This is a genomic window from Streptomyces sp. NBC_00539, from assembly GCF_036346105.1.
In the GTDB taxonomy this organism is placed as follows: Bacteria; Actinomycetota; Actinomycetes; order Streptomycetales; family Streptomycetaceae; genus Streptomyces.
In genome coordinates, this window is the sequence record NZ_CP107811.1 from 2,195,212 (window position 1) to 2,220,766 (window position 25,555).

Sequence of the window (25,555 nt, forward strand, 5' to 3'; positions counted from 1 at the left end):
GGTCCTTCGGGTGGGGAATGCGGGAATGCCTGTGGGCTCCCACGATATGTCGTACCGGTCAGCCCTTCTCCAGGTACTGCTCGCGCTCGGTGTCCAGCAGGGCGTCGAGCGCGGTGCGCAGGCCCGGCAGACCGGTCAGTTCGGGGTCTTCGGCGACCACGCGGGTGGCTTCCTCGCGGGCCTGCGCGATGACCTCCTCGTCCTCGATGACCGCGAGCATCCGCAGCGAGGAGCGCACGCCCGACTGGGCCTGGCCGAGGACGTCGCCCTCGCGGCGCTGCTCCAGGTCGATCCGGGACAGCTCGAACCCGTCGAGGGTGGCGGCGACGGCGGCGAGGCGGGCCCGGGCGGGGCTGGCCTCGTGCATCTCGCTGACCAGGAGGCACAGCCCGGGCGCGGAGCCACGGCCGACCCGGCCGCGCAGCTGGTGGAGCTGCGAGACGCCGAACCGGTCGGCATCCATGATCACCATCACGGTGGAGTTCGGGACGTTCACCCCGACCTCGATGACGGTGGTGGCGACGAGCACCTTGACCTCGCCGGCGGCGAAGCGGCGCATCACGTCGTCCTTGTCGGCGGGGTCCATCCGGCCGTGGAGCACCTCGACCGACAGCCCGGCGAGCGGGCCCTTGACCAGCTGTTCGGCGATCTCCAGGACGGCCAGCGGAGGCCGCTTCTCGCTCTCGTCCTCGGCGGACTTCTTCTTCTCGTCCGCCTCGTCGCCGATCCGCGGGCACACCACGTACGCCTGGTGGCCCTTGTCGACCTCCTCGCGGACCCGTTCCCAGGCCCGGGCGAGGAAGTGCGGCTTGTCCTTGGCGGGGACCACGTGCGTGGCGATCGGGGAGCGGCCGGCGGGCAGCTGGTCCAGGACGGAGGTCTCCAGGTCGCCGAAGACGGTCATGGCGACCGTGCGCGGGATCGGGGTCGCCGTCATCACCAGCAGGTGCGGGGGCTGCTTCCCCTTGGAGCGCAGCGCGTCGCGCTGCTCCACCCCGAAACGGTGCTGCTCGTCCACGACGACCAGGCCGAGGTCGTGGAACTGCACCTTGTCCTCGATGAGCGCGTGGGTGCCGATGACGATGCCGGCCTCGCCGGTGACCAGGTCGAGGAGCGCCTGCCGCCGCGCGGGCATCCCCATCGAGCCGGTCAGCAGCACCACTTTGGTGCCCTGGTCGCAGCCGCCCAGCATCCCGCCCTCGGCGAGCTCGCCCATCATCTCGGTGATGGAGCGGTGGTGTTGCTGGGCGAGCACCTCGGTGGGCGCGAGCATCGCGGCCTGCCCGCCGGAGCCGACGACGGCGAGCATGGCCCGCAGCGCGACCAGCGTCTTGCCGGAGCCGACCTCGCCCTGCAGGAGGCGGTGCATGGGGTGTTCGGTGGCGAGGTCGTCGAAGATCTCCTTGGAGACGGTCTGCTGGCCCGCGGTGAGGGTGAAGGGCAGCTTCGCGTCGAAGGCGTCGAGCAGTCCGCCGGGGGCGGCGCGGCGCGGCACGGCGGGGAGCTGGGAGTCGGCGTGCCGGCGGCGGGCGAGGGCGACCTGGAGGACGAAGGCCTCGTCCCACTTGAGTCGCTGCCGGGCGTCCTCGATGTCGGCCTTGGTTCCCGGCCGGTGGATCTTGAGCAGCGCTTCGGGGAGCGGGACCAGGCCCCGGCCCTCGCGCAGCGCCGCGGGGAGCGGGTCCACGGTCTCCCGGGCCCGGGGCAGTACGGCGTCCACACACTTGGCGATCTTCCAGGACTCCAGCTTGGCGCAGGCCGGGTAGATCGGGATGAGCTGGTTGGCGAAGGCGGTGGCCGCGTCCCGGTCGGAGGCGTCGGCGCCGAGGGGCTCGTAGGCGGGGTGGGAGAGCTGGAGCTTGCGGTTGAACATGCCGACCTTGCCCGCGAACATGGCGCGGCTGCCGGGGAGCAGGTCCTTGTGCGGTTTGTGGACGCCCGCGCCGAAGAAGACGAGCTGGAGCCGGCCGCTGCCGTCGGTGATGGTGACTTCGAGGCGCTTGCCGCCGCCCCGGCTGCCCTGGTAGGTGAGGAGCCTCGCGTCGGCGACCTGTGCGACGACCGTCACGTGCTCGTCGATCTGGTCGGCGAGGTCGGCGAGGGGCGTGAGCTCGCCCCGCTCCGCGTACCGCCGCGGGTAGTGGTGGAGCAGGTCCAGGGCCGTGTGCAGGCCGAGCTGCTCGGCCAGCACCTTCGCGGTGGCGGGGCCGAGCGTCTTCTTGAGGTCTTCGTCGAGCGCGGGCACGTGTTCCATTGCACACCATGGCGCCGACAACGCGGCTATTCGACCCCGATGAGCAGCGGCGCCGAATACCGGCCGCCCCGGTAGGTGACGGTGTCGACGGCCAGGTGCCCGTGCTGGACGTACGCCTCCAGGCGCGCGGCGAGCGCGTCGGGGACCTCCGGTCCCAGGACGAGCGTGACGAGTTCGCCGCCGGAGCCCAGCATCCGCGCCAGGACGGCCTCCGCGGTCTCGGGCAGGCCGGATCCGATGACGGCGACGTCGCCGTCGATGAGGCCGAGCACGTCGCCTTCCTGGCAGATGCCGGCGGAGGTGAAGGACTGCCGTTCGGCGACGGCCAGTTCCCCGTAGCGGGTGGCGCCCGCGGCGGCGGTCATGGCCACCACGTCCTCGTCGAAGCTGGCGTCCCCGTCGTGCACGGCGAGGGCGGCCAGGCCCTGGACCGCCGAGCGCGTGGGGATCACGGCGACGCGTACGCCGTCGGCGCGGACCTCCTCGGCGGCCGCCGAGGCCGCCGCGCGCCATTCGCTGTCGTTGGGCAGCACGACCACCTCGCGGGCGTGGGCCCGCCGGATCGCGTCGGCCAGTTGCGCGACCGCCGGCGCCTCCCCGGGCCGGGCCAGGACGGTCGTCGCGCCCGCCTCCCCGCACAGACCGGCCAGCCCCTCGCCCGGGACCACGGCGACCACGGCCCGCTGGACGCGCTCGGTCCGCGCGCGGCGCCGCTCGTCGCCGAAGTGGGTGATGCGGATGCGGTAGGGCCGCCCGGCGACCACCCCGGCCTCCACGGCCGCCCCGGGATCGTCGACGTGGACGTGGACGTTCCAGAGCCCCTCGCCACCGACCACCACCAGCGAGTCGCCGAGCCCGTCGAGCCGGGTCCGCAGCGTGGCAACGGCGGCTTCGGTGGCCTCGAGCAGGTAGATCACCTCGTACGCGGGTCCGCCCTGGTCCTGCGCGTCGCAGGGCTGCGGCGGCTGCGGTACGGGCACGGCCCGCCCCCGGACGGGTTCCGGCGCGGGTTCCTGACCGGACAGCGCCTGCCACAGCGCCCCGAGTACGGCGACCACCCCGCAGCCTCCGGCATCGACCACGCCGGCCCGGCCCAGCGCGGCCAGCTGCCCGGGGGTCTCGGCGAGGGCCGCACGGGCCCCGTCGTAGGCGGCGCGGGCCACGTCGGCGGCGGTCCCGGCGGCGGCGCCCGCCGCCCGTGCCGCGGCGGTCGCCACGGTGAGCATGGTGCCCTCGACGGGGTGTGCGACGGCCTGGTACGCCTCTTCGGCGGCCCGGGCCAGCGCCTGCGCGAGCATCGGGCCGGGCGCCCGTTCCCCCGGTTCGGCGCCGAGGACGTCCGCCACCCCGCGCAGCAGCTGCGCCAGGATGGTGCCGGAGTTGCCCCGGGCGCCTATGAGGGCGCCGTGCGCGAAGGCCCGTACGGCTTCGGGGAGGGAGGGGGCGGCAGTGGTCCGCGTCTCGTCCTCGAAGGCGGCGGCCAGCTCGCGGTCGGCGGACTCGGCGGTGAGGTAGAGGTTGGTGCCGGTGTCGGCGTCGGCGACGGGGTAGACGTTGATGGCGTCGATGTCCTCGCGGGCCCGGTCCAGGGCGGCCAGGGCCAGCGAACTCCAGGCGCGCACCGCTTCGGCGTCGAGCTCGTCGGCGGACTGCGGCGCAGGCTCGTGCGGCACCGGGCGTTCCTCCTTGTGCGGGCCGGGGTTCACCGCAGGGTAACCAAGGCCGGCCGTCCGGGCGGGGCCGGCGGAGCCCATGGTAGTTTTCTTGGACGGGCGCAGTCGTTGTATGCTGCTCCGGTTGCCCGATGAGAGTCGGGCCATTCCCCCGGCAAACCACTTCGGATCTCTGATTCCGGTGCGCCGGATTCACTGTAAGTGCATCTGAAGTCTTTGGAGTGACCTGTGGCTGCCAACTGCGACGTTTGCGCCAAGGGGCCGAGCTTCGGCAACAACATCTCCCACTCGCACCGCCGCACCTCGCGTCGCTGGAACCCGAACATCCAGCGCGTCCGTGCCGTGGTCAATGGGACGCCGAAGCGCCTCAACGCCTGCACCTCGTGCATCAAGGCCGGCAAGGTCTCGCGCTGACGCCTTCCGTCGTCGTAGCGCAGCCCTTTCCGGTTGCCAAGAAGGCCGGTCCACCTCGTGGACCGGCCTTTTGCCTTTCCCGCGCGCGGTCCGGTGAGTTCACCGGCCCCGCGCGTCGTTGCCGGGCGGCCTAGGGGCGCCACCGCCAGGCGTGGTCCACGGGGCCGATGCCCGCGCCGAGCGCGAAGCCGGCCGCGAGGGCGCCGGTGACGTACTCCTTGGCCGCCTTGACGGCCGCGGGTACGTCCAGGCCCTGGGCGAGGCCCGCCGCGACGGCGCTGGCCAGGGTGCAGCCCGTGCCGTGGGTGTGCCGGTTGTCGTACCGGGGGGCGCGCAGCCAGTGTTCCGCGGCGCCGTCGGTCAGCAGGTCCACGGCCTCGTCGCCGTGTGCCGTCAGGTGGCCGCCCTTGATCAGGGCCCAGCGCGGGCCGTAACCGAGGACCGCGTCGGCGGCCCGGCGCATGTCGTCCTCGTTCTCGACGACGACCCCGGTGAGCTGCGTCACCTCGTCGAGGTTCGGTGTCGCCACCGTGGCCCTGGGCAGCAGTTCCCCGCGTACGGCGTCCAGCGCCGAGGCGGCGAGCAGCGCGTCGCCGTGCTTGGAGACCCCGACGGGGTCCACGACCGCAGGGGCCGCGGTGGAGGCGAGGAGTTCGGCCACCGTCTCCACGAGGGCCGCCGAGGACAGCATCCCGGTCTTGACGGCCTGCACCCCGATGTCGTCCACCACGGCCCGGTACTGGGCCCTGACGGCTTCGGCGGGCAGCTCCCAGACACCCTGCACGCCGAGCGAGTTCTGGGCGGTCACGGCGGTGACGACGCTCATCCCGTGCACGCCGAGCGCCAGCATCGTCTTGAGGTCCGCCTGGATGCCGGCGCCGCCGCCGGAGTCGGATCCGGCGACGGTCAGGCACAGCGGCGGGCGGTTCACCGGGAAGGCTCCTCGGCGGCCGGGTCGGCGCCGAAGTGGTCCCACCCGCCGGTGCTGGTCCAGGGGGCGCCGTCGACGGTCACCTGGGGCAGCGCGGAGCGGTTCTGCACCTCGCCGATGACCTTCCAGCGGGCGGGCAGTTTCACGTCGGGCGGGAAGGTCGCCACGATGGCGTGGTCCTCGCCTCCGGTGAGGACCCACTGGAGCGGGTCCACGCCGACGGCCTGGCCGATGTCGTACATCTGGCTCGGGATGTCGACGGCCGCCGAGCGCAGGTCGATCCGTACCTTGCTGGCCTCGGCGATGTGACCGAGGTCGGCGACCAGGCCGTCGCTGACGTCCGTCATGGCGGTGGCGCCGAGGCCGGCCGCGGCGGGACCGGCGTGGTAGGGCGGCTCGGGACGCCGGTGGGCCTCCACGAAGGCCCGCGGGGAGCGGAAGCCGCGCGAGAGCACGGCGAACCCGGCCGCGGACCAGCCCAGCCAGCCGGTGACGGCGACCACGTCGCCGGGCCGGGCGCCGGAGCGCAGCACGGGTTCGTGGTTGCGCAGGTCGCCGAGGGCGGTGATGGCGACGGTGATGGTGTCACCGCGTACGACGTCGCCGCCGACCACGGCCGCCCCGGCGACCTGGCACTCGTCGCGGATGCCGTCCATCAGCTCGGTGGGCCAGGTCACCGGCAGTTCCGCCGGTACCACGAGGCCGAGCAGGAGCGCGGTCGGCACCGCGCCCATGGCGGCGATGTCGGCGAGGTTCTGGGCGGCGGCCTTGCGGCCGACGTCGTAGGCCGTGGACCAGTCGCGCCGGAAGTGCCGGCCTTCCAGGAGGATGTCCGTACTCGCCACGACCCGTCGGTCGGGGGCCGACACCACCGCGGCGTCGTCCCCGGGTCCGAGCCGGACCGCCGGGGTGGTGGTGAGCCGTGAGGTGAGCTCCCGAATGAGCCCGAACTCCCCCAGCTCGCCCACAGTGCCCTTCATCGCTGTGCCCCTTCTTGCCCAGTCCGCTTGCGGTCGCGAGCCGTCACAGCTCTGGGTACCGTCAACAGATACGTCAACTTCTGCTCCATGTGCGCCCCGCCGTGCGTGGTGCCGGGCTCGCGGGTCTCCCCGCGGCGCTCGGCGACGCGGTACCGTGGCGTCCCTTCTTCCCCGGGCCCACCCGCAGTTCCAGGGCCCAACCGAAGGTTAGGGGAAATGATCCTCGTGGCCGCCCTGGAGGTTCCGTGGTACAGGCGTACATCCTCATCCAGACCGAGGTGGGCAAGGCGTCGTTCGTCGCCGAGTCCATCGGCCGGATCCCGGGGGTGATCCAAGCCGAGGACGTGACGGGCCCGTACGACGTGATCGTGCGCGCCCAGGCCGACACCGTCGACGATCTCGGCCGCATGGTGGTCGCCAAGGTCCAGCAGGTGGAGGGGATCACCCGCACCTTGACCTGCCCCGTGGTCCATCTGTAGCCCCGTCTACTCTTGGCCGGTGATGTCTGACCACCGCCGGCCGCTGCGTCTCCTGGCCCTGCCTGCCTGCACCGCCCTGCTGGCCCTCACGGGCTGCGCTCCGGACGGTTCGCCGGTCCGGCTGGAGCCACCGCCCACGCCGCCCGCCGAGGTCGCGGGACTCTGTGCGGCACTGCACGAGGAGCTCCCGGACACGGTGGCCGGTCTGGAGCGGACCGGCACCACACCGCAGTCGCCGCTGACCGCCGCGTGGGGCGGCTCGGCGATCGTACTGCGGTGCGGTATCCCCAAGCCGCCGCGGATGGCCGATCCGAAGCAGGACGGCGTCGAGGTCAACGGAGTGGGCTGGTTGGTGGAGAAGCTGCCCGACGGCGAGGGCGGCGGTTACCGGTTCACGACCGGGCTGCGGCTGGCGTACACCGAAGTCCGGGTGGACAAGGAACACGCCACCGACGCGCAGATGCTCGTCGGGCTCTCGGGGGCGGTAGCCAAGACCGTTCCGGAGGGCATCTCCTCCTACTGAGGCACCGCCCGCCCCCCGTTCCCACGAGGACCGCCCGCCGGAGATCCGGCGGGCGGTCCTTTCGTGCGTACGGCCTGGCCGGGCTCAGCGCAGTCCGGTGGAGCGGCGCAGGGCGGCCTGGATCAGGAGGTCGACCAGCTCCGGGTACTCGACGCCCGACTCCTGCCACATGCGGGGGTACATGGAGATCGGGGTGAAGCCCGGCATCGTGTTGATCTCGTTGATGACGAAGGTGCCGTCCTCGGTGAGGAAGAAGTCGGCGCGCACCAGTCCCTCGCAGGACGCTGCCTCGAAGGCCTCGATCGCGAGCCGCTGCACCTCGGCGGTCTGCTCGGGGGTGAGCGGGGCGGGCACGATCCCGGAAGCGGAGTCGATGTACTTCGCCTCGAAGTCGTAGAAGTCGTGGCTGGAGACCGGCGGGATCTCCGCCGGGGCGCTCGCACGGGGCCCGTCCTCGAATTCCAGCACGCCGCACTCGATCTCGCGGCCGCGCAGCAGCGCCTCGACGATGATCTTCGGGTCGTGGCGCTGGGCCTCGGCGACGGCCGCGTCGAGGGCGGCGGCGTCGTCGACCTTGGTGATGCCGATCGAGGATCCGGCCCGGGCGGGCTTGATGAACAGCGGCCAGCCGTGTTCGGCGGCGAAGTCCAGGATCTTGCCGCGGGCGGCGTCCGGGTCGGACCACTCGCGGGGGCGGATGGTCACGTACGGGCCGACGTTCAGCCCGAAGGAGGTGAACACCCGCTTCATGTAGTCCTTGTCCTGGCCGACGGCCGAGGCGAGGACTCCGGAGCCGACGTAGGGGACCCCGGCGAGTTCCAGGAGCCCCTGGAGGGTGCCGTCCTCTCCGTACGGGCCGTGCAGCACGGGGAAGACGACGTCGACCTCGCCCAGGGCCTTGGGAACGGCGCCCGGCTCGGTGTAGACGACCTCGCGGTTCGCCGGGTCGACGGAGAGGACGACGGCGCCGTCCTCGGAGTCCGCGAGCTCGTCGACGTTCGGGAGCTTCCGGTCGGCGATGGCCATCCGGGAGGGCTCGTCGGCGGTCAGCGCCCACCGGCCGTCCGTGGTGATGCCGATGGGCAGCACCTCGTACTTGGACCGGTCGATGGAGCGCAGCACGGCGCCGGCCGTGACGACCGAGATGGCGTGTTCCGAGCTGCGGCCGCCGAACACGACGGCCACGCGGGGCTTGCGGCCCTGCTGCTCAGGGGTCTGGGGGAGGTTCTCGCTGCTCATATCGCCACGAGAGTACCCGCTCGGACGTCCGGAAAGGACTCAGCGGCGTTCCGGTTTGGCGCTGCGGCCCATGAGTTCCTTCAATGCGACCAGCGTGGGCTTGCCGTGGTGCACGATGTCGACGACCGTCTCGGTGATCGGCATGTCCACTCCGTGCCGGTGGGCCAGATCCGCCACGGACTGGCAGGACTTGACCCCTTCCGCGGTCTGCTTGGTGACCGCGATGGTCTCCTCCAGGGTCATCCCGCGGCCGAGGTTGGTGCCGAAGGTGTGGTTCCGGGAGAGCGGCGAGGAGCAGGTGGCGACCAGGTCGCCGAGGCCGGCCAGGCCGGAGAAGGTGAGCGGGTCCGCGCCCATGGCGAGGCCGAGGCGGGTCGTCTCGGCGAGGCCGCGGGTGATGAGCGAGCCCTTGGTGTTGTCGCCCAGGCCCATGCCGTCCGCGATGCCGACGGCGAGGCCGATGACGTTCTTGACGGCGCCGCCGAGCTCGCAGCCGACCACGTCGGTGTTGGTGTAGGGGCGGAAGTAAGGGGTGTGGCAGGCGGCCTGGAGGCGCTGGGCGACGGCTTCGTCCACGCAGGCGACCACGGACGCGGCGGGCTGGCGGGCGGCGATCTCGCGGGCCAGGTTGGGGCCGGTGACCACGGCGACGCGCGCGGCCGGGACTCCGGCGACCTCTTCGATGACCTCGCTCATCCGCTTGGCGGTGCCGAGTTCGATGCCCTTCATCAGGGAGACGAGCACGGTGTCGGGGGCCAGCAGCGGCGCCCAGGCGGCCAGGTTGCCGCGCAGGGTCTGGGAGGGCACGGCGAGGACCGTGAAGTCGGCCCCCTCGGCGGCTTCGGCGGCGTCGGTGGTGGCCCGGATGCCGGCGGGGAGCTCGACGCCGGGCAGGTAGTCCGGGTTGCTCCGGCCGGTGTTGACGGCGTCGGCCAGCTCCTTGCGGCGGCCCCAGAGGGTCACCTCGCAGCCGGCGTCGGCGAGGACCATGGCGAACGCCGTGCCCCAGGAGCCGGTTCCGTACACGGCTGCCTTCACGGGACGTGTCACTTCATGCCCTCCCCCGCGGCCTTGCGCCGCTGTTCCGCCCTGGCCCTGCGGTGGTCGTACGGCTGCTCGGGCGCCTTCTCGCCGCGCAGCTCCTCCAGCAGCCCGGTGACCGCCGCCATGATGGCCTCGGTGGCCGCCTTGAGCACGTCGGGGGTGGGCTCGTGGTCGTAGAACTCGGAGAGGTCCACGGGCGGCCCGGCGAGCACCTGGAGGGTCTTGCGCGGGAAGAGGCTGACCTTGTTCTCCTTGGCGTACGGCGGCATCGCGAGGTTCGCGCCCCACTGGGCCACCGGGATGACGGGGGCCTTGGTCACCAGCGCCACCCTGGCCACTCCGGTCTTGCCGGCCATGGGCCACATCCCCGGGTCGCGGGTCAAAGTGCCCTCCGGGTAAAAGGCCACGCATTCCCCGCGTTCGATGGCGGCGACGGCCGCCCGGAACGCGTCGAGGGCGTTGGTGGTCTCCCGGTAGACGGGGATCTGTCCCGAGCCGCGCAGGATCATGCCGACGAAAGGCACCTTGAACAGGGCGGCCTTCGCGAGCAGCCGCGGAACCCGGCCGGTGTTGTACTGGAAGTGCGCGTAGGAGAGCGGGTCCAGATACGAGTTGTGATTGACGGCGGTGATAAAGCCGCCGTCGGCCGGAATGTGCTCCATTCCCCGCCAGTCCCGCTTGAAGAGCACTACCAGCGGCGGTTTCGCGATGACCGCCGCCAGGCGGTACCAGAAGCCGATTCTGCGGCGGGACACTCGGACACCTTCCTCTAAGACCGGGGCGCGCGGGCACCTCGCGGGCCGGACAAGTGTCGCCCCAGGTCCGGTCTCTGTCGAGAACACCGTACGCCCCGCTCAGGCCGCCCGACCCACCCGTGCCCGGGCTGAGGTGACAATAGGGCGACTGATGACCGGGCCGTGACCTGACCACGGCCCGAGCGCGTGCGGGGGCGCACCGGAGGGAAGGGGGGCCGTGACGAACGCCGTCTGGAGTCTGGTGGTCCCGTTGAAGCCGCTCGCGCTGGCCAAGAGCCGGCTCGCGGCGGCCGTCGGCGGCTGGCGCCCGGCGCTCGCCCTGGCCTTCGCCCAGGACACCGTGGCGGGGGCGCTGGCCTGCGCGGCGGTGGCCGATGTGGTGGTCGTCACGGACGACGCGGTGGCGGGCGCGGAACTGGCGCGGCTGGGGGCGCGGATAGTCCCCGACGCCCCCGGCGCCGGGCTCAACGCGGCGCTGGCCCACGGGGCACGGGCGGTGCGGTCGGGGCGGCCCGGGGCGGCGGTGGCCGCGCTGAACGCGGACCTGCCCGCGCTGCGGCCGCCGGAATTGCTACGCGTGCTCGATACCGCTTCGGTATTTCCGCGGGCTTTTCTGGCCGATGCGGCGGGAATCGGGACGACCCTGCTTTCCGCTGCGCCGGACGTGGAATTGGCGCCCTCGTTCGGCGGCCCGTCGCGGGCCCGGCATTCGGCGTCCGGGGCGGTGGAAATCGCCCTGACCGGCGTCGACAGCATCCGCCGGGACGTGGACACGGGCGCGGACCTGCGCACGGCCCTCGCCCTCGGGGTCGGCCGTCACACGGCCCGATACAGTGCCGGTATGCAGGCGACCGCGTACACGTACGACTCCCAGACCCGCAGCGGCAGTGTGCTGCTGGACGACGGCACCCCGGTGCCCTTCGAGGCCGCGGCGTTCGACGCGGGCGGCCTGCGGCTGCTGCGTCCGGGACAGCGCGTGCGGATCGAGACGGAGGGTTCGGGGACGGACCTGCGCATCACCCTGGTCACCCTGCAGACGTTCTGACGGGGCTGCGCGCCCACCACCGGGCCGTGCGGACGCACCGCGGGCCGGCTTCCCCGCCCTGGGGAAGCCGGCCCGGCGTGTGTGACTCGCGCCCCCGCTACTTCTTGCGGGCGGTGGTCTTCTTCGCGGTGGTCTTGCGCGCCGTCGTCTTCTTGGCGGGCGCCGTGGTCTTCGCGGTGGTCTTCTTGGCCGCCGGAGCCGTCTTCTTGGCCGTGGACGTGGCCTTCTTGGCGGTGGTCTTCTTCGCCGCGGCCGTGGTGGAGCCGGCCGCCGTCTTCTTCGTGGCGGGGGAGGTCTTCTTTGCGGCCGCGGTCGTCTTCTTGGCGGCGGCCTTCTTGGTGGTGGCGGCGGTCGTGGTCTTGCGCGCGGAGGTCGACTTGGCGGCCGTCTTCTTCGCGGTGGCCTTCTTGCCGACGGCCTTGGCGACGGTGGGCGGCGCGCCCGTGAGGCTGCCCTTCGGCGCCTTCTTGACGGCGACCTCTCCACCCTTGGGGAGCTTCTTGGTGCCGCTGACCAGGTCCTTGAAGCCCTGACCCGCGCGGAAACGGGGAACCGAGGTCTTCTTGACCCGGACGCGCTCACCCGTCTGCGGGTTGCGGGCGTAGCGGGCCGGACGGTCGACCTTCTCGAACGAGCCGAAGCCGGTGACCGAGACCCGGTCGCCCGCGACGACCGCGCGGACCATGGCGTCCAGTACCGCGTCGACCGCGTCCGCGGCCTGCTGGCGGCCGCCGAGCTTGTCGGCAATCGCTTCTACGAGCTGCGCCTTGTTCACGTCTTCCCCTTCGGAGACTTCGCCAGAACGAATGTGTTCAAGCTTATTTCGCACGTTAGGCGGATATATACCGCAAATCAAACACGAAACGGGCTAATCACCCTAGTGCCGCAACGTTGTAAGCCGTTACGGAGTTCCTTCGCATCAGTCGCCTTCAGGGAATCGACCCTCGTCGAGGTCCTTCATCAACCTGTCCAGGCGCCTTGCCGCATCGGCGAGATCATGCTTCGCCGCAGCCGTGACGACCAACAGCTTCCGGGACAGCGCCATCCGTACGCCCTCCGGGACTTGCAGCGTGCGCACCCTTGCGTGTGCTTCTTTCAGTCGGTTCGCGACGACTTCGTAGAGCTCAAGTTGACTGTCGCGTTCCATGCACAGATTGTGCCATCTGGGGCGAGTTGTCGCCTCACGGGGCCTCAACACACGACTGTGCCCCCCGCCGGGAGGCGGAGGGCACAGTGGGGGCGTCGTGATCACCCGAGGGCGAATAAGCGCTGATCAGGCTGGAATCACGCCTGAATCGTGCGCGGCTTGAACGTGGGCCGGGTGCTTTCGTACGTGGCGATGTCCGCTTCGTTCTGAAGGGTGAGGGAGATGTCGTCCAGACCCTCCAGCAGGCGCCAGCGGGCGTTGTCGTCGAGTTCGAACTCCGCCTCGACGCCTTCGGCTCGGACCTTGCGGTCCACGAGGTCGACCGTGATCTCGGCGGTGGGGTCGGCCTCGGTCAGCTGCCACAGCCGCTCGACCGTCTCCTGGGGCAGGACGACGGTCAGCAAGCCGTTCTTCAACGAGTTGCCGCGGAAGATGTCGGCGAAGCGCGAGGAGATGACGGTCTTGAAGCCGAAGTTCTGCAGGGCCCAGACGGCGTGCTCGCGCGAGGAGCCGGTACCGAAGTCGGGGCCGGCGACCAGCACGGTCGCGCCGGCGCGCTCCGGACGGTTGGTGACGAACTCCGGGTCCTTGCGCCAGGCCTCGAAGAGCCCGTCCTCGAACCCGTCGCGGGTGATCTTCTTCAGCCAGTGCGCCGGGATGATCTGGTCGGTGTCGACGTTGCTGCGGCGCAGCGGCACGGCCCGGCCGGTGTGGGTGGTGAAAGCTTCCATGATTCAGACTCCGGCGGGGGCGGTGGCGTCGGACAGGTCGGCGGGCGAGGCCAGGTGGCCCAGTACCGCGGTCGCGGCGGCCACCTGCGGGGAGACCAGGTGGGTGCGCCCGCCCTTGCCCTGGCGGCCCTCGAAGTTGCGGTTGGAGGTGGACGCGGAACGCTCACCGGGGGCCAGTTGGTCGGGGTTCATGCCCAGACACATCGAGCAGCCCGCGTGCCGCCATTCGGCCCCGGCCTCCTTGAAGACCTTGTCCAGGCCCTCCTCCACGGCCTGGAGCGCGACGCGGACCGAGCCGGGGACGACCAGCATCCGTACGCCGTCGGCGACTTTGCGGCCCTCGACGATGCCCGCGACGGCGCGCAGGTCCTCGATCCGGCCGTTGGTGCAGGAACCTACGAAGACGGTGTCGACCTTGATGTCGCGCAGCGGCTGTCCGGCCGTCAACCCCATGTACTCCAGGGCCTTTTCGGCGGCGAGGCGCTCCGAAGCGTCCTCGTACGAAGCCGGGTCGGGGACGCTGGCCGACAGCGGCGCGCCCTGGCCCGGGTTGGTGCCCCAGGTGACGAACGGCGACAGCGAGGCGCCGTCGATGACGACCTCGGCGTCGAAGACGGCGTCGTCGTCGGTGCGCAGCGTCTTCCAGTAGGCGACCGCCGCGTCCCAGTCCTCGCCCTCGGGGGCGTGGTCGCGGCCCTGGAGGTAGTCGAAGGTGGTCTGGTCGGGGGCGATCATGCCCGCGCGGGCGCCGGCCTCGATCGACATGTTGCAGATGGTCATGCGGGCTTCCATCGAGAGCTCCTCGATGGCCTCGCCGCGGTATTCCAGGATGTAGCCCTGGCCGCCGCCGGTGCCGATCTTCGCGATGATCGCCAGGATCAGGTCCTTGGCGGTGACGCCCTCGGCCAGCGCGCCGGTGACGGTGATCGCCATCGTCTTGGGGCGGGCCAGAGGCAGCGTCTGGGTCGCCAGCACGTGCTCGACCTGGCTGGTGCCGATGCCGAAGGCCAGCGCACCGAAGGCGCCGTGCGTGGAGGTGTGCGAGTCGCCGCAGACCACGGTGGTGCCGGGCTGGGTCAGTCCGAGCTGCGGTCCCACCACGTGGACGACGCCCTGCTCGACGTCGCCCAGCGAGTGCAGGCGGACCCCGAACTCGGCGCAGTTGCGCCGCAGCGTCTCCAGCTGGGCCCGGGAAACCGGGTCCGCGATCGGCTTGTCGATGTCGATGGTGGGGGTGTTGTGGTCCTCGGTCGCGATGGTGAGGTCCAGGCGACGGACCTTGCGGCCGGCCTGGCGCAGACCCTCGAAGGCCTGGGGGCTGGTCACCTCGTGCAGCAGGTGCAGATCGATGAAGAGGAGGTCGGGCTCGCCCTCGGCGCGCCGGACGACATGGTCGTCCCAGACCTTCTCCGCGAGTGTCCTACCCATCGCTTTCCCTCCGGCTCACCGTCCCGGACCCAGTGGTTCGTGGACCCGTACATACAGACTCGCTGTTTCTTGGAAAAATTGAACTTGCGTTTCACAGTGTGAGACGTGAATATCGTTTCATGGACAACTCTAGCGGCGTCGGCGTTCTCGACAAGGCAGCTCTGGTACTGAGCGCACTGGAGTCCGGTCCGGCCACCCTCGCCGGGCTGGTCGCGGCGACAGGGCTCGCACGACCCACGGCACATCGCCTTGCCGTGGCACTGGAACACCACCGGATGGTGGCGAGGGACATGCAGGGCCGGTTCATCCTCGGCCCGCGGCTGGCAGAGCTTGCCGCCGCGGCCGGCGAGGACCGCCTGCTGGCCACGGCCGGACCGGTGCTCACCCACCTCCGCGACGTGACGGGCGAGAGCGCGCAGCTCTACCGGCGTCAGGGCGACATGCGCATCTGCGTGGCGGCGGCCGAGCGGCTGTCGGGCCTGCGGGACACCGTCCCGGTGGGCTCCACGCTCCCGATGAAGGCCGGCTCGGCCGCGCAGATCCTGATGGCCTGGGAGGAGCCCGAGCGGCTCCACCGCGGGCTCCAGGGCGCGCGCTTCACCGCGACGGCCCTGTCGGGCGTACGGCGCCGCGGCTGGGCCCAGTCGATCGGCGAACGGGAGCCCGGTGTGGCCTCCGTCTCGGCGCCGGTGCGCGGGCCCTCGAACCGGGTGGTGGCCGCGGTGTCGGTCTCCGGCCCGATCGAGCGCCTGACCCGCCACCCGGGCCGGATGCACGCACAGGCGGTCATCGATGCCGCGGGCCGGCTCACGGAGGCCCTGCGCCGCTCCGGCTGACCTTTCCCCGCCCTTCCCCCCGTCCCTCCGGGCCCGGGGCGCGTACGACGCCGCACACGTCCGAACACGCGCCCCCGGGCCCGTACTTATAGGCCCGCGCGGGTCCTCGCCAGACCCCGCACGCTTCCCGACATGACGAGTCCCGGACATGCGAAGAGGCCCTCCGCGATGATCGCGGAGGGCCTCTCCCGTACGTACCCCCGACCGGATTCGAACCGGCGCTACCGCCTTGAGAGGGCGGCGTGCTAGGCCGCTACACAACGGGGGCAAAGCACTGCGTTACTGCTGCACTGCGCTGGGCTACCAGGACTCGAACCTAGAATAAGGGAACCAGAAACCCTCGTGTTGCCAATTACACTATAGCCCATAGTGGTCTAGACCATGCTAGACGTAGTACCCCCGACCGGATTCGAACCGGCGCTACCGCCTTGAGAGGGCGGCGTGCTAGGCCGCTACACAACGGGGGCCCTAGCGATCCTGCATCAAGACGTCCGGGAGCTACCCAAGTGGAGGTCTTGCGGGAAGGATCTGTACCCCCGACCGGATTCGAACCGGCGCTACCGCCTTGAGAGGGCGGCGTGCTAGGCCGCTACACAACGGGGGCAAAGCACTGCGTTACTGCTGCACTGCGCTGGGCTACCAGGACTCGAACCTAGAATAAGGGAACCAGAAACCCTCGTGTTGCCAATTACACTATAGCCCACCAAAATGCAAGCCCCGGGGGGACTTTCATTCGGTTAGCGCCTCCGTCCGGCCTTCCGGCCCGCTCGGGCGGCGCAGAAAGAACATTACCGGATGGCTGACCGTGCTCCAAAACGGGTATCGGCGGCCAGGAGTGCGGGGAGCTGGGCAAGACCGGAGATCCGGTGCACTCCTTCGGGCGCCGGTCCTGGCGCGCCGTACCGGTCGAGCCACACGGCCACGAGACCGGCGTCCCGGGCTCCGCGGGCGTCGATCTCCGGTTGGTCGCCGACGTACGCCACCTCCTGCGGCGGGAGCCCGAGCGCCTCGCAGGCGCCGAGGAAGGCGGCGGCGTCCGGCTTGCTGACACCGAGCTCCGCGGCGCAGACCAGCACTTCGAAGCGCTCGCGCAGCCCGAGCCGGCGCAGCTTGGGGTCCTGGTTGGCCGTGGAGGAGTTCGAGAGCACTCCGTGCCGGTAGTCGCGGGCCAGGGCGTCCAGTACGGGCAGCACGTCCGGGAAGAGCGCCCAGGCCGCCTGGTAGTGCACGACGTACCGGTCGAACCAGCCGTCGGCCTCGGCGTCGCTCATCTCCGGGGCGCCCAGGAAGTCGCGTACCCGGTCCTGGCGCTGGGCCCGGAAGGTCGTCTCACCGGCGGCGAAGCGGGCCCAGTGGCGTTCGGTCGCGGCGCGCCACAGCGCGAGGGCCGCCGCCGGGGACCCGTAGCGTTCGGCCAGCCCGTTCTCGGCCAGGTGCCGCGCGAGACCGGCGGTGTCGGCCCCGGTGTAGTCGAACAGGGTGTCGTCGACGTCCCACAAAAACGCGCGGATCGGCATGCCGCCGACACTACGCCGGGCAGCCGCCTCGCGAAGGCGTGACGCAGAAGTCCGTCAGGTGCGCGTCCGGCAACGCCGAAGGGGCGGCTGCGCGGAGGCGGCCGCCCCTTCGGGGGGTGGTGCGGGTCAGGCGGCGAGCTTGGCCAGGGCCGCGTCGATCCGGGTCAGCGAGCGGTCCTTGCCCAGGATCTGGAGGGACTCGAAGAGCGGCAGGCCGACCGTACGGCCGGTGACCGCGACGCGGACCGGGGCCTGGGCCTTGCCCAGCTTGAGGCCGTGGGCCTCACCGGCGGTCAGCACGGCCTGCTTGAGCGACTCCGGGTCGCTCCAGTCGGCCGTCTCCAGATTGGCGCGGACGGTGGTCAGCAGGGCCGCGGGCTCGCCCTTCATCGCCTTGTCCCAGGACGCCTGGTCCTCGACCGGCTCCTTGCGGAAGAGGAAGTCGACGTTCGCGGTGATGTCCGACAGGACCGTCACCCGGGTCTGGGCGTAGGGCGCGATGGCCTCCCACGCCTGCGCGTCGAAGTCCTGCGGCTCCCAGTTGGCGTGCGGCGCCCGCAGCCACGGGGTGCACGCGTCGGCGAAGGCCTTCGGGTCCATCCGGCGGATGTGGTCGGCGTTGATCGCCTCGGCCTTCTTCAGGTCGAAGCGGGCCGGGTTGGCGTTCACGTCCGGGATGTCGAACTTCGCCACCATCTCCTCGATGGTGAAGATGTCCTGGTCCTTGGAGAACGACCAGCCGAGGAGCGAGAGGTAGTTCAGCAGGCCCTCGGGGAGGAAGCCGCGCTCGCGGTACAGGTTGAGCGAGGCCTCCGGGTCGCGCTTGGAGAGCTTCTTGTTCCCCTCGCCCATGACGTACGGCAGGTGGCCGAACTCCGGGACGCCGGTGGCGATGCCCAGCTCCATCAGGGCCTTGTACAGCGCGATCTGGCGCGGGGTGGAGGAGAGCAGGTCCTCGCCGCGCAGCACGTGCGTGATCTGCATCAGCGCGTCGTCGACCGGGTTGACGAGCGTGTACAGCGGAGCGCCGTTGGCCCGCAGGATGCCGAAGTCCGGGACGTTCTCCGGGGTGAAGGTCAGCTCGCCGCGGACCAGGTCGGTGAAGGTGATCGGCTCGTCGGGCATCCGGAAGCGGACGATCGAGAGCCGGCCCTCGGCCTGGTACGCGGCCACCTGCTCGGCGCTCAGGTCACGGCAGTGGCCGTCGTAGCCGGAGGGCTTGCCGGCCGCGCGGGCGGCGTTGCGGCGCTCCTCCAGCTCCTCCGTCGTGCAGTAGCAGTCGTAGGCGTAGCCGCCGTCCCGCAGGCGCTGGGCGACGTCCGCGTAGATGTCCATTCGCTGCGACTGGCGGTACGGGGCGTGCGGGCCGCCGACCTCGGGGCCCTCGTCCCAGGTGAAGCCCAGCCAGCGCAGCGAGTCGAGCAGCTGGCGGTAGGACTCCTCGGAGTCGCGGGCCGCGTCGGTGTCCTCGATGCGGAAGACGAACGTACCGCCGTGATGGCGGGCGAACGCCCAGTTGAACAGGGCGGTCCGGACCAGGCCCACGTGGGGGTTGCCGGTCGGGGAGGGACAGAAACGTACGCGGACGGGTCCGTTAGCCACGCTTGATCACCTTGTTGGTGAGAGTGCCGATGCCTTCGATGGTGACGGCGACCTCGTCGCCGACGCTGAGGGGGCCGACTCCGGCCGGGGTCCCCGTGAGGATGACGTCGCCCGGGAGCAGCGTCATGGCCTCGGTGATGTGCACGACCAGGTCCTCGATCGAGCGGACCATGTCGCTGGTGCGGCCGAGCTGGCGCTGTTCGCCGTTGACGGTGCACTGGATGGTCAGATCGGACGGGTCGAGGTCGGTCTCGATCCAGGGGCCCAGCGGGCAGGAGCTGTCGAAGCCCTTGGCGCGGGCCCACTGCTTCTCGCGCTGCTGGACGTCGCGCGCGGTGACGTCGTTGGCGCAGGTGTAGCCGAGGATCACGTCCTTGACGCGCTCCTTGGGGACCTCCCGGCACATCCGGCCGATGACCACGGCGAGCTCGGCCTCGTGGTGGAGGTCCTGGGAGAAGGAGGGGTACGTGATGGGGTCGCCCGGGCCGACCACCGAGGTGGAGGGCTTGAAGAAGGTGATGGGCGTCTCGGGGACCGTGTTGCCGAGCTCCGCCGCGTGCTCCGCGTAGTTGCGGCCGACGGCCACGACCTTGTTCGGGAGCACGGGCGGCAGGAGCCGGACCTTGTCCAGGGGGACCTTGGTGCCCGAGAGTTCGAAGTCCGCGAACGGGATGCCCTTGATGATGTCGAGGACGAGCTCGCCTTCGGCGCCGGGGGCAGTGCTGCCCTCGACCGCGCCGAACGCGACGTTGCCGTCGATCGAGAACCTGGCGATGCGCACCTGTTGCGTCTGCCCCTCTGTATTGCCCTACGTGTTTGCGCAGGCCGGAGTCTGCGGACTCCAGGCTAACGCGGTGGGCGGGGGCGCTTCGCGTCCTTCGGGGCGGGTCCTACTGCGCGGCGGCGGCGACCGGCGCGTCCATCAGGACGGTGCGGCGGGGGTTCGCGGTCTGCGCGGGGAGCTCGACGGAGTGTTCCGGAGCCGTGGCCGGCTGCAGTTCCTCGGCGTCCTGGAGGTGCGCCAGGGTGGTGCGGCGGGGGTTGGCTATGTTGCGGAACATCAGAGTCGTCTTCTGCGCGTTCATGGGAGTTCTGGGCCCTCGGCTCGCTCGTCGGTGTGGTGGTTGTCGGATGCGCCAACCCTGCAAAGGGAAAGGCTAAACATCTGAATCCCCCACCGAACCGGGAAGTAATGGCCACGGCTGTGTGAGTTTCCTCACCCGTCACCGGGCATTACGGGCATAATGGGCAGTCAATTCGGCGCCGCGAAACGGACATTGCGCCACTGAACGCTCCATTCCGCTCCTGATCATCTCGACTGGGACACCTTGACAGGCACGATGTTTGGTCGGTGTAAGTCCGGTTTAGCCCGAAAGGACATCCACGTCGCGTAGCGCCCCCGTCACGAGCCGTGACGGGCTCGCCGCGGCGACGCGCGCACCTTGTTGGAGATCCCCCACTGTGCTGGAATTCGCGGGACCGCCGCGGGAATCAGCCGGCGCGCAGGTGGCGCGACTCAGCGCCGAGCGCGGTGGCAAGGAGAGGGAGACGCGCCGGTCACCGACGACCACCATGGGGCCGTCAGTGCCCCACGACTCGACACCGTCCCACCGCTCCACCGGCGGGACGCCTGGTCCAGAGGTTGCGACGCTAGTGCAGGGACGATTCAAGAGGGATGGCAAGGGTTCTCCCCAGGCCCACGAGGGCCGAGGGGAAGCTGCGTCGGAGCAGGAGCCGCGCGGCGGGACCGACCGTGGCTCCTCGCCCCAGCACGCCCAGAACCGAGGGCCGGCTGTCGAAGGAGCGGGCCCCGATGCCGCCGGCCCCGTGAAGGGGAAGGCCAAGGGCCGGGCCAAGCCCAAGGGCATGGTGCGGACCAAGGGCAAGGGCGAGCCGGCTCCCGAGCAGGACGTGGCGATACCGAAGGCCCCCAGCGGGCCCGGCTCACGCCTCGCCATGCAGAACTGGCGCATCAGCACGCGACTGGTGTCGCTGCTGACCCTGCCGGTCGTCGCCGCCACCACGCTCGGTGGCTTCCGCATCAACGACTCGCTCAACGACATCGCACAGCTGGAGCACATGCAGCTGCTGACGACCATGACCCGGCAGGCCACCAACCTGGCCGCCGCGCTCCAGGAAGAGCGCGACAAGTCGGCCGGTCCGCTGTCGGTCGACAAGTCGGGCAAGTCGAACTCCCTCGTCGAGGGCGTCCGCGACCAGACGGACGTCGCCAAGAAGGCCTTCGACGCCGCGACCGACAAGGTCGACAGCACGCAGGACAAGGACGAGACCCTCAAGTCCATCCGCAACAACATCCTGCAGATCGGCCGCCAGCTCACCGGCATCGAGGACATCCGCAAGAAGGCGTACCAGAGCAGCGCCCAGCAGACGGTCACCGAGTACAACGCGCTGATCGTCTCGCTGCTCTCCCTCTCGCAGGACATGGCCCAGGCCACCTCCAACCCCGAGATGATCAAGCGTACGCGTGCCCTGGCGGCGTTCTCCTCCGCCAAGGAGTACGCCTCCATCCAGCGCGCGATGATCGCCGCCTCGCTCCCCGAGAGCGGCGACCACCCCGGCACGCTGTCCGAGAACGACCGCCTGTACGCGATGTCCGCGCTGCGCGGCGAGAGCCAGGCGAAGAAGACCTTCGAACTCGTCTACCAGGGCAAGCCCGAGGAACTCCTCGCGAGCCTCGGCGACGGCAACGCGGAGATCAGCAAGGCGGACCACTACACCCGCCGCGTGCTGTCCTCTCCCGGTCAGTTCTCCAAGGAGCAGGAGTACCGCTCCTGGATGGACTGGTACGACTCCGACGGCACCAAGCTGACGGCGATGAAGGTCATCGAGCTCACCCTCCTCGAGGACATGGAACAAAAGGCCCGCGAGCTCAAGAGCGAGTCCCAGCAGGACGCCATCATCAACGGTGCCCTGATCCTCCTCGTCCTCGGTGTCTCCCTCGTCGGCGCCTTCGTCATGGCCCGCTCCATGATCCGCTCGCTGCGCCGCCTCCAGGACACGGCGACCCGCGTCGCCCAGGACCGCCTGCCCGAGCTCGTCAAGCAGCTGTCCGAGACCGACCCGCAGGACGTCGACACCACGGTGGAGTCGGTCGGTCTGCACACCCGCGACGAGATCGGCCAGGTGGCCGCGGCCTTCGACGACGTGCACCGCGAGGCCGTCCGCCTCGCCGCCGAGCAGGCACTGCTGCGTGGCAACGTCAACGCGATGTTCACCAACCTCTCGCGCCGCTCGCAGGGTCTGATCCAGCGCCAGCTCTCGCTCATCTCCGAGCTGGAGTCGCGCGAGGCCGACCCGGACCAGCTGTCCTCGCTCTTCAAGCTCGACCACCTCGCGACCCGAATGCGCCGTAACGGCGAAAACCTCCTCGTCCTCGCGGGCGAGGAGCCGGGCCGCCGGTGGACCCGCCCCGTCCCGCTCGTCGACGTGCTCCGCGCCGCGGCGTCCGAGGTGGAGCAGTACGAGCGCATCGAACTGTCGTCGGTGCCCGGCACCGATGTCGCCGGCCGCGTCGTCAACGACCTCGTGCACCTCCTCGCCGAGCTGCTGGAGAACGCCACCTCGTTCTCCTCCCCGCAGACCAAGGTCAAGGTCACCGGTCACGCCCTGCCGGACGGCCGGGTGCTCGTCGAGATCCACGACACCGGTATCGGCCTCTCCCCCGAGGACCTCGCCGCGATCAACGAGCGGCTCGCGTCGCCGCCTACCGTGGACGTCTCCGTCTCCCGCCGCATGGGCCTGTTCGTGGTCGGCCGCCTGTCCCTGCGACACGGCATCCGGATCCAGCTGCGCCCCTCCGACTCGGGCGGTACCACCGCGCTCGTCATGCTGCCGGTGGACGTCGCCCAGGGCGCCAAGAAGCCCGGGCCGATGCCCGGCCAGGGCGGCCAGGGCGGTCCCGGTTCCGGCGCTCCCCAGGGCGGTCCGACCGGTTCCGCGGGCCAGGCTCCCGTCGGCGGCCCGGGCGGGCGTCCCCCCGTGGGCGCCGGTCCGCAGCGCGGTCAGGTCTCCGGCGCCGGACAGCGTGCCGCGCTGCCCGGGCGGGACGGTTCCGCAGGTCCGAAGGGCCGGCCCCAGGGCCAGGGCCCCGGCCCGCAGGGCGGTCAGGGTGGCCGGCCCCAGCAGGGCGGCCCGATGGCCCGACCGCAGGCCGGTCCGGGTGTCCCGACGGGACAGGGCGCGGGCGGTTTCACCCCCGGTGCCCCGCTCCCGGGCCGCAACCCGAACGGTGGCCCGGCGGGCGGTCCGCTCGGTGCGCCCGGCGGTCCGCAGCAGCGGCCCGGTGCCGGTCCCGCCGCCTTCCCGCAGGGCAACGGCTTCGAGCGGCCGCAGCAGCAGCCCGCTCCGGCCACCGCCCAGGGCCAGTTCCAGGGTCAGGGTCAGGGTCAGGGTCAGGCTCCCGTCCAGCGCAAGCGGCCGCAGCTGCCGCCGCGCGGCGGCGCCCCGCGTCCGGAGCTCCCGGGTGCGGGTACCGCGCCCGCCGGGGCTCCGCAGAGCACCAGCTGGGGCGCCGGCCAGGGCGGCCACGAGGTCCCGCGGGGCCACGACGAGCTGTCGGGCCCCGGTGCGACGGCGGAGTTCCCGCGGCCGGACTTCAACGCCCCGGCCCCGCGTGCCACCGGCGGCAACCCCGCGGGCAGCACCACCGGTCAGTTCGAGCGCCCCGACGTACGCGGTCCCCTGGATCCGTCCGCCACCGGGCAGTTCGAGCGCCCCGGGGACTTCCAGGCACCCCGCGGCGGCGGTCCGGGCGTGGGCGGCTACAACGGCCGCCAGGTCCAGACTCCCCAGAGCGGCGGCTACTCCCCGGCGCAGCGTCCGCAGCCGGAGGCACTGCCGCCGGCCACGGGCCCCGGTGAGGCCCGCAGCCCCATCTTCGACACGCTGGAGTCGAACTGGACCCGCCAGGACGGCGGTCCCTCCGTACCCCAGCAGCCGCAGCAGCAGTTCCAGCAGCAGGCTCCCGCCGCGCCGGCTCATCAGCAGCCGCTCCCCCAGCGCGGTCAGGAACTCGCGGCCGACCAGACGGCGACCGGCGCGGTGCCGACCGTCAGCTGGCGGTCCTCGCCGAACGACGAGCTGATGCGGCAGGCCGAGCGGGTGCGCCAGCCCGCCGCCGGCGGTATCACCACCTCGGGCCTGCCCAAGCGGGTGCCGCGGGCGAACCTCGTGGCCGGCACCGCCCAGCAGCAGGCCGAGTCCCAGACCGGCCCGCAGGTCTCGCGCGCCCCGGACGACGTCCGCGGCCGCCTCACCAACCTCCGACGCGGTATTCAGCAGGGGCGCCAGGCCGGCACCACCGGCCCCGCGACCGGCAGTTACCAGATCGACCCCACTTACCAGCAGGAGCGATAGTTGAGTTCGATGAGCCAGGCGGCACAGAACCTGAACTGGTTGATCACCAACTTCGTGGACAACACCCCCGGGGTGTCCCACACGGTGGTGGTCTCCGCCGACGGACTCCTTCTGGCGATGTCGGAAGGTTTCCCCCGTGACCGGGCCGATCAGCTGGCGGCCGTGGCCTCCGGCCTGACCTCGCTGACCGCCGGGGCCTCCCGCATCTTCGAGGGTGGCGCCGTCAACCAGACCGTGGTGGAGATGGACCGGGGATTCCTGTTCCTCATGTCCGTCTCCGACGGGTCCTCGCTGGCCGTACTGGCGCACCCCGAGTGCGACATCGGCCTCGTGGGCTACGAGATGGCCCTCCTCGTGGACCGGGCCGGCAGCGTCCTCACCCCGGAACTGCGCTCGGAACTCCAGGGCAGCCTCCTCGGCTGACCGTGACCCTCCCGGCCGGACGGTACTTCCGGCCGGGGGGCCGGGGCCCCCGCCCCGCAACCAAGTACCACCGCCAGGCCGTCATACCGTCCCCCCCACCGGCCGCCCCGTGAGACGGCACGCTGACCACTGCTGTCCAGCCCGGAGGATCAATGACCCCGCCCCCCGCCTACCCGGACTCGTACGGAGACTCGTACTCGGAAGGCGACCAGCCGCTGGTACGTCCGTACGCGATGACCGGCGGCCGGACCCGGCCCCGCTATCAGCTCGCCATAGAGGCGCTGGTCAGCACCACGGCCGATCCGATGCACCTGTCCGGCCTGCTGCCGGAGCACCAGCGCATCTGCACCCTGTGCCGTGAGGTGAAGTCGGTCGCGGAGGTCTCCGCACTGCTGTCGATGCCGCTCGGTGTCGCCCGGATCCTCGTCGCCGACCTGGCCGAGGCCGGAATGGTGGCCATCCACCAGCCGGGCAATGGAGAGGCCGGCGGAACGCCGGATGTAACGCTGCTCGAGAGGGTTCTCAGTGGACTTCGCAAGATCTGACGGCGGAGCGGCTCCTCGCTCCACCACCTCCGCGAAGATCGTGGTGGCGGGCGGCTTCGGCGTCGGCAAGACCACGTTCGTCGGCGCGGTCTCCGAGATCAATCCGCTGCGTACCGAGGCCGTGATGACGTCCGCGAGCGCGGGCATCGACGACCTGACCCACACCGGGGACAAGACGACCACCACGGTCGCCATGGACTTCGGCCGCATCACCTTGGACCAGGACCTGATCCTGTACCTCTTCGGTACCCCCGGTCAGGACCGCTTCTGGTTCATGTGGGACGACCTGGTCCGTGGCGCCATCGGCGCCATCGTCCTGGTCGACACCCGCCGCCTGGCCGACTGCTTCCCCGCGGTCGACTACTTCGAGAACAGCGGGCTGCCGTTCGTCGTGGCCCTCAACGGTTTCGAGGGGCACCAGCCGTACACCCCGGAGGAAGTCCGCGAGGCCCTGCAGATCGGCCCGGACGCCCCCATCATCACCACCGACGCCCGCCACCGCGCGGACGCCAAGAGCGCGCTCATCACGCTCGTGGAGCACGCGTTGATGGCGCGGCTCAAGTAGCGCCGCTCGCATGTCGGTTCCGGAGAGGGCGGGTTGTGTCATAGAACA

Annotated in this window: 23 protein-coding genes, 5 tRNA genes and 1 pseudogene; 9 read left to right on the forward strand and 20 right to left on the reverse strand. The window is 71.2% G+C overall.

What is annotated here, in order from left to right:
* Positions 1-58: 58 nt before the first annotated feature.
* Both recG and OG861_RS09470 read right to left on the reverse strand, forming a co-directional pair.
* Complete coding sequence (gene recG / locus OG861_RS09465) at positions 59-2,254, reverse strand: ATP-dependent DNA helicase RecG (RefSeq protein ID WP_329198640.1); 2,196 nt, start codon at positions 2,252-2,254, stop codon at positions 59-61.
* A 26-nt stretch (positions 2,255-2,280) separates the two neighbouring features.
* The gene (locus OG861_RS09470) at positions 2,281-4,008 is read right to left on the reverse strand and encodes a DAK2 domain-containing protein (RefSeq protein ID WP_329198639.1); all 1,728 of its coding nucleotides are present in this window, start codon (positions 4,006-4,008) and stop codon (positions 2,281-2,283) included.
* A 147-nt stretch (positions 4,009-4,155) separates the two neighbouring features.
* On the opposite strand from OG861_RS09470, the gene rpmB reads away from it, so the two are divergent.
* Positions 4,156-4,341: a 50S ribosomal protein L28 gene (gene rpmB / locus OG861_RS09475; protein WP_007266795.1), complete on the forward strand. Its 186-nt coding sequence runs from the start codon at positions 4,156-4,158 to the stop codon at positions 4,339-4,341.
* Between the two features lie 130 nt (positions 4,342-4,471).
* On the opposite strand, the gene thiD is transcribed toward rpmB, so the two are convergent.
* A complete protein-coding gene (gene thiD, locus OG861_RS09480) occupies positions 4,472-5,272 on the reverse strand; it encodes a bifunctional hydroxymethylpyrimidine kinase/phosphomethylpyrimidine kinase (RefSeq protein WP_329198637.1) in 801 nt (266 codons plus the stop codon).
* Positions 5,269-6,252, reverse strand: coding sequence for a thiamine-phosphate kinase (locus tag OG861_RS09485; RefSeq protein ID WP_329198635.1), 984 nt, complete (start codon positions 6,250-6,252; stop codon positions 5,269-5,271). Before OG861_RS09485 ends, thiD begins: the two co-directional genes overlap by 4 nt.
* A 245-nt stretch (positions 6,253-6,497) precedes the next feature.
* Between OG861_RS09485 and OG861_RS09490 the strand changes: the two genes are divergently transcribed.
* Together OG861_RS09490 and OG861_RS09495 are read left to right on the forward strand one after the other, a co-directional pair.
* Positions 6,498-6,731 (forward strand): Lrp/AsnC family transcriptional regulator, encoded by a 234-nt coding sequence (locus tag OG861_RS09490; RefSeq protein WP_190186891.1) that lies wholly within the window; start codon positions 6,498-6,500, stop codon positions 6,729-6,731.
* Positions 6,732-6,753: 22 nt separating this feature from the next.
* The gene (locus tag OG861_RS09495; protein ID WP_329198632.1) at positions 6,754-7,254 is read left to right on the forward strand and encodes a DUF3515 domain-containing protein; all 501 of its coding nucleotides are present in this window, start codon (positions 6,754-6,756) and stop codon (positions 7,252-7,254) included.
* Positions 7,255-7,338: 84 nt separating this feature from the next.
* Here the strand turns inward: OG861_RS09495 and OG861_RS09500 are convergent, their stop codons facing one another.
* From OG861_RS09500 to OG861_RS09510, 3 genes are read right to left on the reverse strand one after another with little or no spacing between them, the layout of a single operon-like run.
* Positions 7,339-8,493 (reverse strand): D-alanine--D-alanine ligase family protein, encoded by a 1,155-nt coding sequence (locus OG861_RS09500; RefSeq protein WP_329198631.1) that lies wholly within the window; start codon positions 8,491-8,493, stop codon positions 7,339-7,341.
* A gap of 39 nt (positions 8,494-8,532) precedes the next feature.
* Positions 8,533-9,543 (reverse strand): NAD(P)H-dependent glycerol-3-phosphate dehydrogenase, encoded by a 1,011-nt coding sequence (locus OG861_RS09505; protein WP_329198629.1) that lies wholly within the window; start codon positions 9,541-9,543, stop codon positions 8,533-8,535.
* Positions 9,540-10,292 carry a lysophospholipid acyltransferase family protein gene (locus tag OG861_RS09510; RefSeq protein WP_329198627.1) on the reverse strand — a complete coding sequence of 251 codons (753 nt, stop codon included), beginning with the start codon at positions 10,290-10,292 and terminating at the stop codon, positions 9,540-9,542. The genes OG861_RS09505 and OG861_RS09510 overlap by 4 nt, the downstream gene beginning before the upstream one ends.
* A 217-nt stretch (positions 10,293-10,509) precedes the next feature.
* Here OG861_RS09510 and cofC point away from each other — a divergent pair.
* Positions 10,510-11,136 (forward strand): annotated as a pseudogene (cofC, locus tag OG861_RS09515) (2-phospho-L-lactate guanylyltransferase); the annotation flags it as partial.
* Between the two features lie 298 nt (positions 11,137-11,434).
* On the opposite strand, the gene OG861_RS09520 reads toward cofC, so the two are convergent.
* From OG861_RS09520 to leuC, 4 genes are all read right to left on the reverse strand, one after another.
* Complete coding sequence (locus OG861_RS09520; RefSeq protein WP_329198625.1) at positions 11,435-12,112, reverse strand: HU family DNA-binding protein; 678 nt, start codon at positions 12,110-12,112, stop codon at positions 11,435-11,437.
* Positions 12,113-12,256: 144 nt separating this feature from the next.
* A complete protein-coding gene (locus OG861_RS09525; protein WP_136213320.1) occupies positions 12,257-12,484 on the reverse strand; it encodes a hypothetical protein in 228 nt (75 codons plus the stop codon).
* A gap of 137 nt (positions 12,485-12,621) precedes the next feature.
* Positions 12,622-13,215 carry a 3-isopropylmalate dehydratase small subunit gene (leuD, locus tag OG861_RS09530; RefSeq protein ID WP_329198621.1) on the reverse strand — a complete coding sequence of 198 codons (594 nt, stop codon included), beginning with the start codon at positions 13,213-13,215 and terminating at the stop codon, positions 12,622-12,624.
* Between the two features lie 3 nt (positions 13,216-13,218).
* Positions 13,219-14,643: a 3-isopropylmalate dehydratase large subunit gene (gene leuC, locus OG861_RS09535; RefSeq protein ID WP_329198619.1), complete on the reverse strand. Its 1,425-nt coding sequence runs from the start codon at positions 14,641-14,643 to the stop codon at positions 13,219-13,221.
* Positions 14,644-14,762: 119 nt separating this feature from the next.
* Here leuC and ndgR point away from each other — a divergent pair, with 119 nt between their 5' ends.
* Complete coding sequence (ndgR, locus tag OG861_RS09540) at positions 14,763-15,479, forward strand: IclR family transcriptional regulator NdgR (protein ID WP_136213317.1); 717 nt, start codon at positions 14,763-14,765, stop codon at positions 15,477-15,479.
* Between the two features lie 195 nt (positions 15,480-15,674).
* Here the strand turns inward: ndgR and OG861_RS09545 are convergent.
* From OG861_RS09545 to OG861_RS09585, 9 genes are all read right to left on the reverse strand, one after another.
* Positions 15,675-15,747: transfer RNA gene (locus tag OG861_RS09545), tRNA-Glu, on the reverse strand.
* 27 nt (positions 15,748-15,774) lie between these two features.
* Positions 15,775-15,846 (reverse strand) — tRNA-Gln (locus OG861_RS09550).
* A gap of 27 nt (positions 15,847-15,873) precedes the next feature.
* Positions 15,874-15,946, reverse strand: a tRNA-Glu gene (locus OG861_RS09555).
* A gap of 64 nt (positions 15,947-16,010) precedes the next feature.
* Positions 16,011-16,083: transfer RNA gene (locus OG861_RS09560), tRNA-Glu, on the reverse strand.
* A gap of 27 nt (positions 16,084-16,110) precedes the next feature.
* Positions 16,111-16,182: transfer RNA gene (locus OG861_RS09565), tRNA-Gln, on the reverse strand.
* An 85-nt stretch (positions 16,183-16,267) separates the two neighbouring features.
* Positions 16,268-16,996: an HAD family hydrolase gene (locus OG861_RS09570; protein WP_329198617.1), complete on the reverse strand. Its 729-nt coding sequence runs from the start codon at positions 16,994-16,996 to the stop codon at positions 16,268-16,270.
* A gap of 126 nt (positions 16,997-17,122) precedes the next feature.
* The gene (gltX, locus tag OG861_RS09575; protein ID WP_329198615.1) at positions 17,123-18,598 is read right to left on the reverse strand and encodes a glutamate--tRNA ligase; all 1,476 of its coding nucleotides are present in this window, start codon (positions 18,596-18,598) and stop codon (positions 17,123-17,125) included.
* Positions 18,591-19,379 carry a fumarylacetoacetate hydrolase family protein gene (locus OG861_RS09580; protein WP_329198613.1) on the reverse strand — a complete coding sequence of 263 codons (789 nt, stop codon included), beginning with the start codon at positions 19,377-19,379 and terminating at the stop codon, positions 18,591-18,593. Before OG861_RS09580 ends, gltX begins: the two co-directional genes overlap by 8 nt.
* Before the next feature lie 109 nt (positions 19,380-19,488).
* A complete protein-coding gene (locus tag OG861_RS09585) occupies positions 19,489-19,683 on the reverse strand; it encodes a hypothetical protein (RefSeq protein WP_329198611.1) in 195 nt (64 codons plus the stop codon).
* 568 nt (positions 19,684-20,251) lie between these two features.
* On the opposite strand from OG861_RS09585, the gene OG861_RS09590 reads away from it, so the two are divergent.
* From OG861_RS09590 to OG861_RS09605, 4 genes are all read left to right on the forward strand, one after another.
* Complete coding sequence (locus OG861_RS09590; protein WP_443056620.1) at positions 20,252-23,974, forward strand: nitrate- and nitrite sensing domain-containing protein; 3,723 nt, start codon at positions 20,252-20,254, stop codon at positions 23,972-23,974.
* 9 nt (positions 23,975-23,983) lie between these two features.
* On the forward strand, positions 23,984-24,397 hold the full coding sequence (locus OG861_RS09595; protein ID WP_306432442.1) for a roadblock/LC7 domain-containing protein: 414 nt from the start codon (positions 23,984-23,986) through the stop codon (positions 24,395-24,397).
* Positions 24,398-24,549: 152 nt separating this feature from the next.
* Positions 24,550-24,942: a DUF742 domain-containing protein gene (locus tag OG861_RS09600; RefSeq protein WP_136214587.1), complete on the forward strand. Its 393-nt coding sequence runs from the start codon at positions 24,550-24,552 to the stop codon at positions 24,940-24,942.
* Positions 24,923-25,507, forward strand: coding sequence for a GTP-binding protein (locus tag OG861_RS09605; protein WP_136214586.1), 585 nt, complete (start codon positions 24,923-24,925; stop codon positions 25,505-25,507). Before OG861_RS09600 ends, OG861_RS09605 begins: the two co-directional genes overlap by 20 nt.
* Positions 25,508-25,555 lie beyond the last annotated feature (48 nt).

Bases quoted from the DNA above. Each gene is read 5' to 3' on its own strand.
- OG861_RS09585 (WP_329198611.1), bottom strand. From the start codon at position 19,683: ATGAACGCGCAGAAGACGACTCTGATGTTCCGCAACATAGCCAACCCC.
- leuC (WP_329198619.1), bottom strand. From the start codon at position 14,643: ATGGGTAGGACACTCGCGGAGAAGGTCTGGGACGACCATGTCGTCCGG.
- OG861_RS09495 (WP_329198632.1), top strand. From the start codon at position 6,754: ATGTCTGACCACCGCCGGCCGCTGCGTCTCCTGGCCCTGCCTGCCTGC.
- OG861_RS09570 (WP_329198617.1), bottom strand. From the start codon at position 16,996: ATGCCGATCCGCGCGTTTTTGTGGGACGTCGACGACACCCTGTTCGAC.
- OG861_RS09485 (WP_329198635.1), bottom strand. From the start codon at position 6,252: ATGAAGGGCACTGTGGGCGAGCTGGGGGAGTTCGGGCTCATTCGGGAG.
- OG861_RS09470 (WP_329198639.1), bottom strand. From the start codon at position 4,008: ATGGGCTCCGCCGGCCCCGCCCGGACGGCCGGCCTTGGTTACCCTGCG.
- OG861_RS09595 (WP_306432442.1), top strand. From the start codon at position 23,984: ATGAGCCAGGCGGCACAGAACCTGAACTGGTTGATCACCAACTTCGTG.
- OG861_RS09600 (WP_136214587.1), top strand. From the start codon at position 24,550: ATGACCCCGCCCCCCGCCTACCCGGACTCGTACGGAGACTCGTACTCG.
- OG861_RS09525 (WP_136213320.1), bottom strand. From the start codon at position 12,484: ATGGAACGCGACAGTCAACTTGAGCTCTACGAAGTCGTCGCGAACCGA.
- OG861_RS09500 (WP_329198631.1), bottom strand. From the start codon at position 8,493: ATGAGCAGCGAGAACCTCCCCCAGACCCCTGAGCAGCAGGGCCGCAAG.
- leuD (WP_329198621.1), bottom strand. From the start codon at position 13,215: ATGGAAGCTTTCACCACCCACACCGGCCGGGCCGTGCCGCTGCGCCGC.
- ndgR (WP_136213317.1), top strand. From the start codon at position 14,763: ATGGACAACTCTAGCGGCGTCGGCGTTCTCGACAAGGCAGCTCTGGTA.
- recG (WP_329198640.1), bottom strand. From the start codon at position 2,254: ATGGAACACGTGCCCGCGCTCGACGAAGACCTCAAGAAGACGCTCGGC.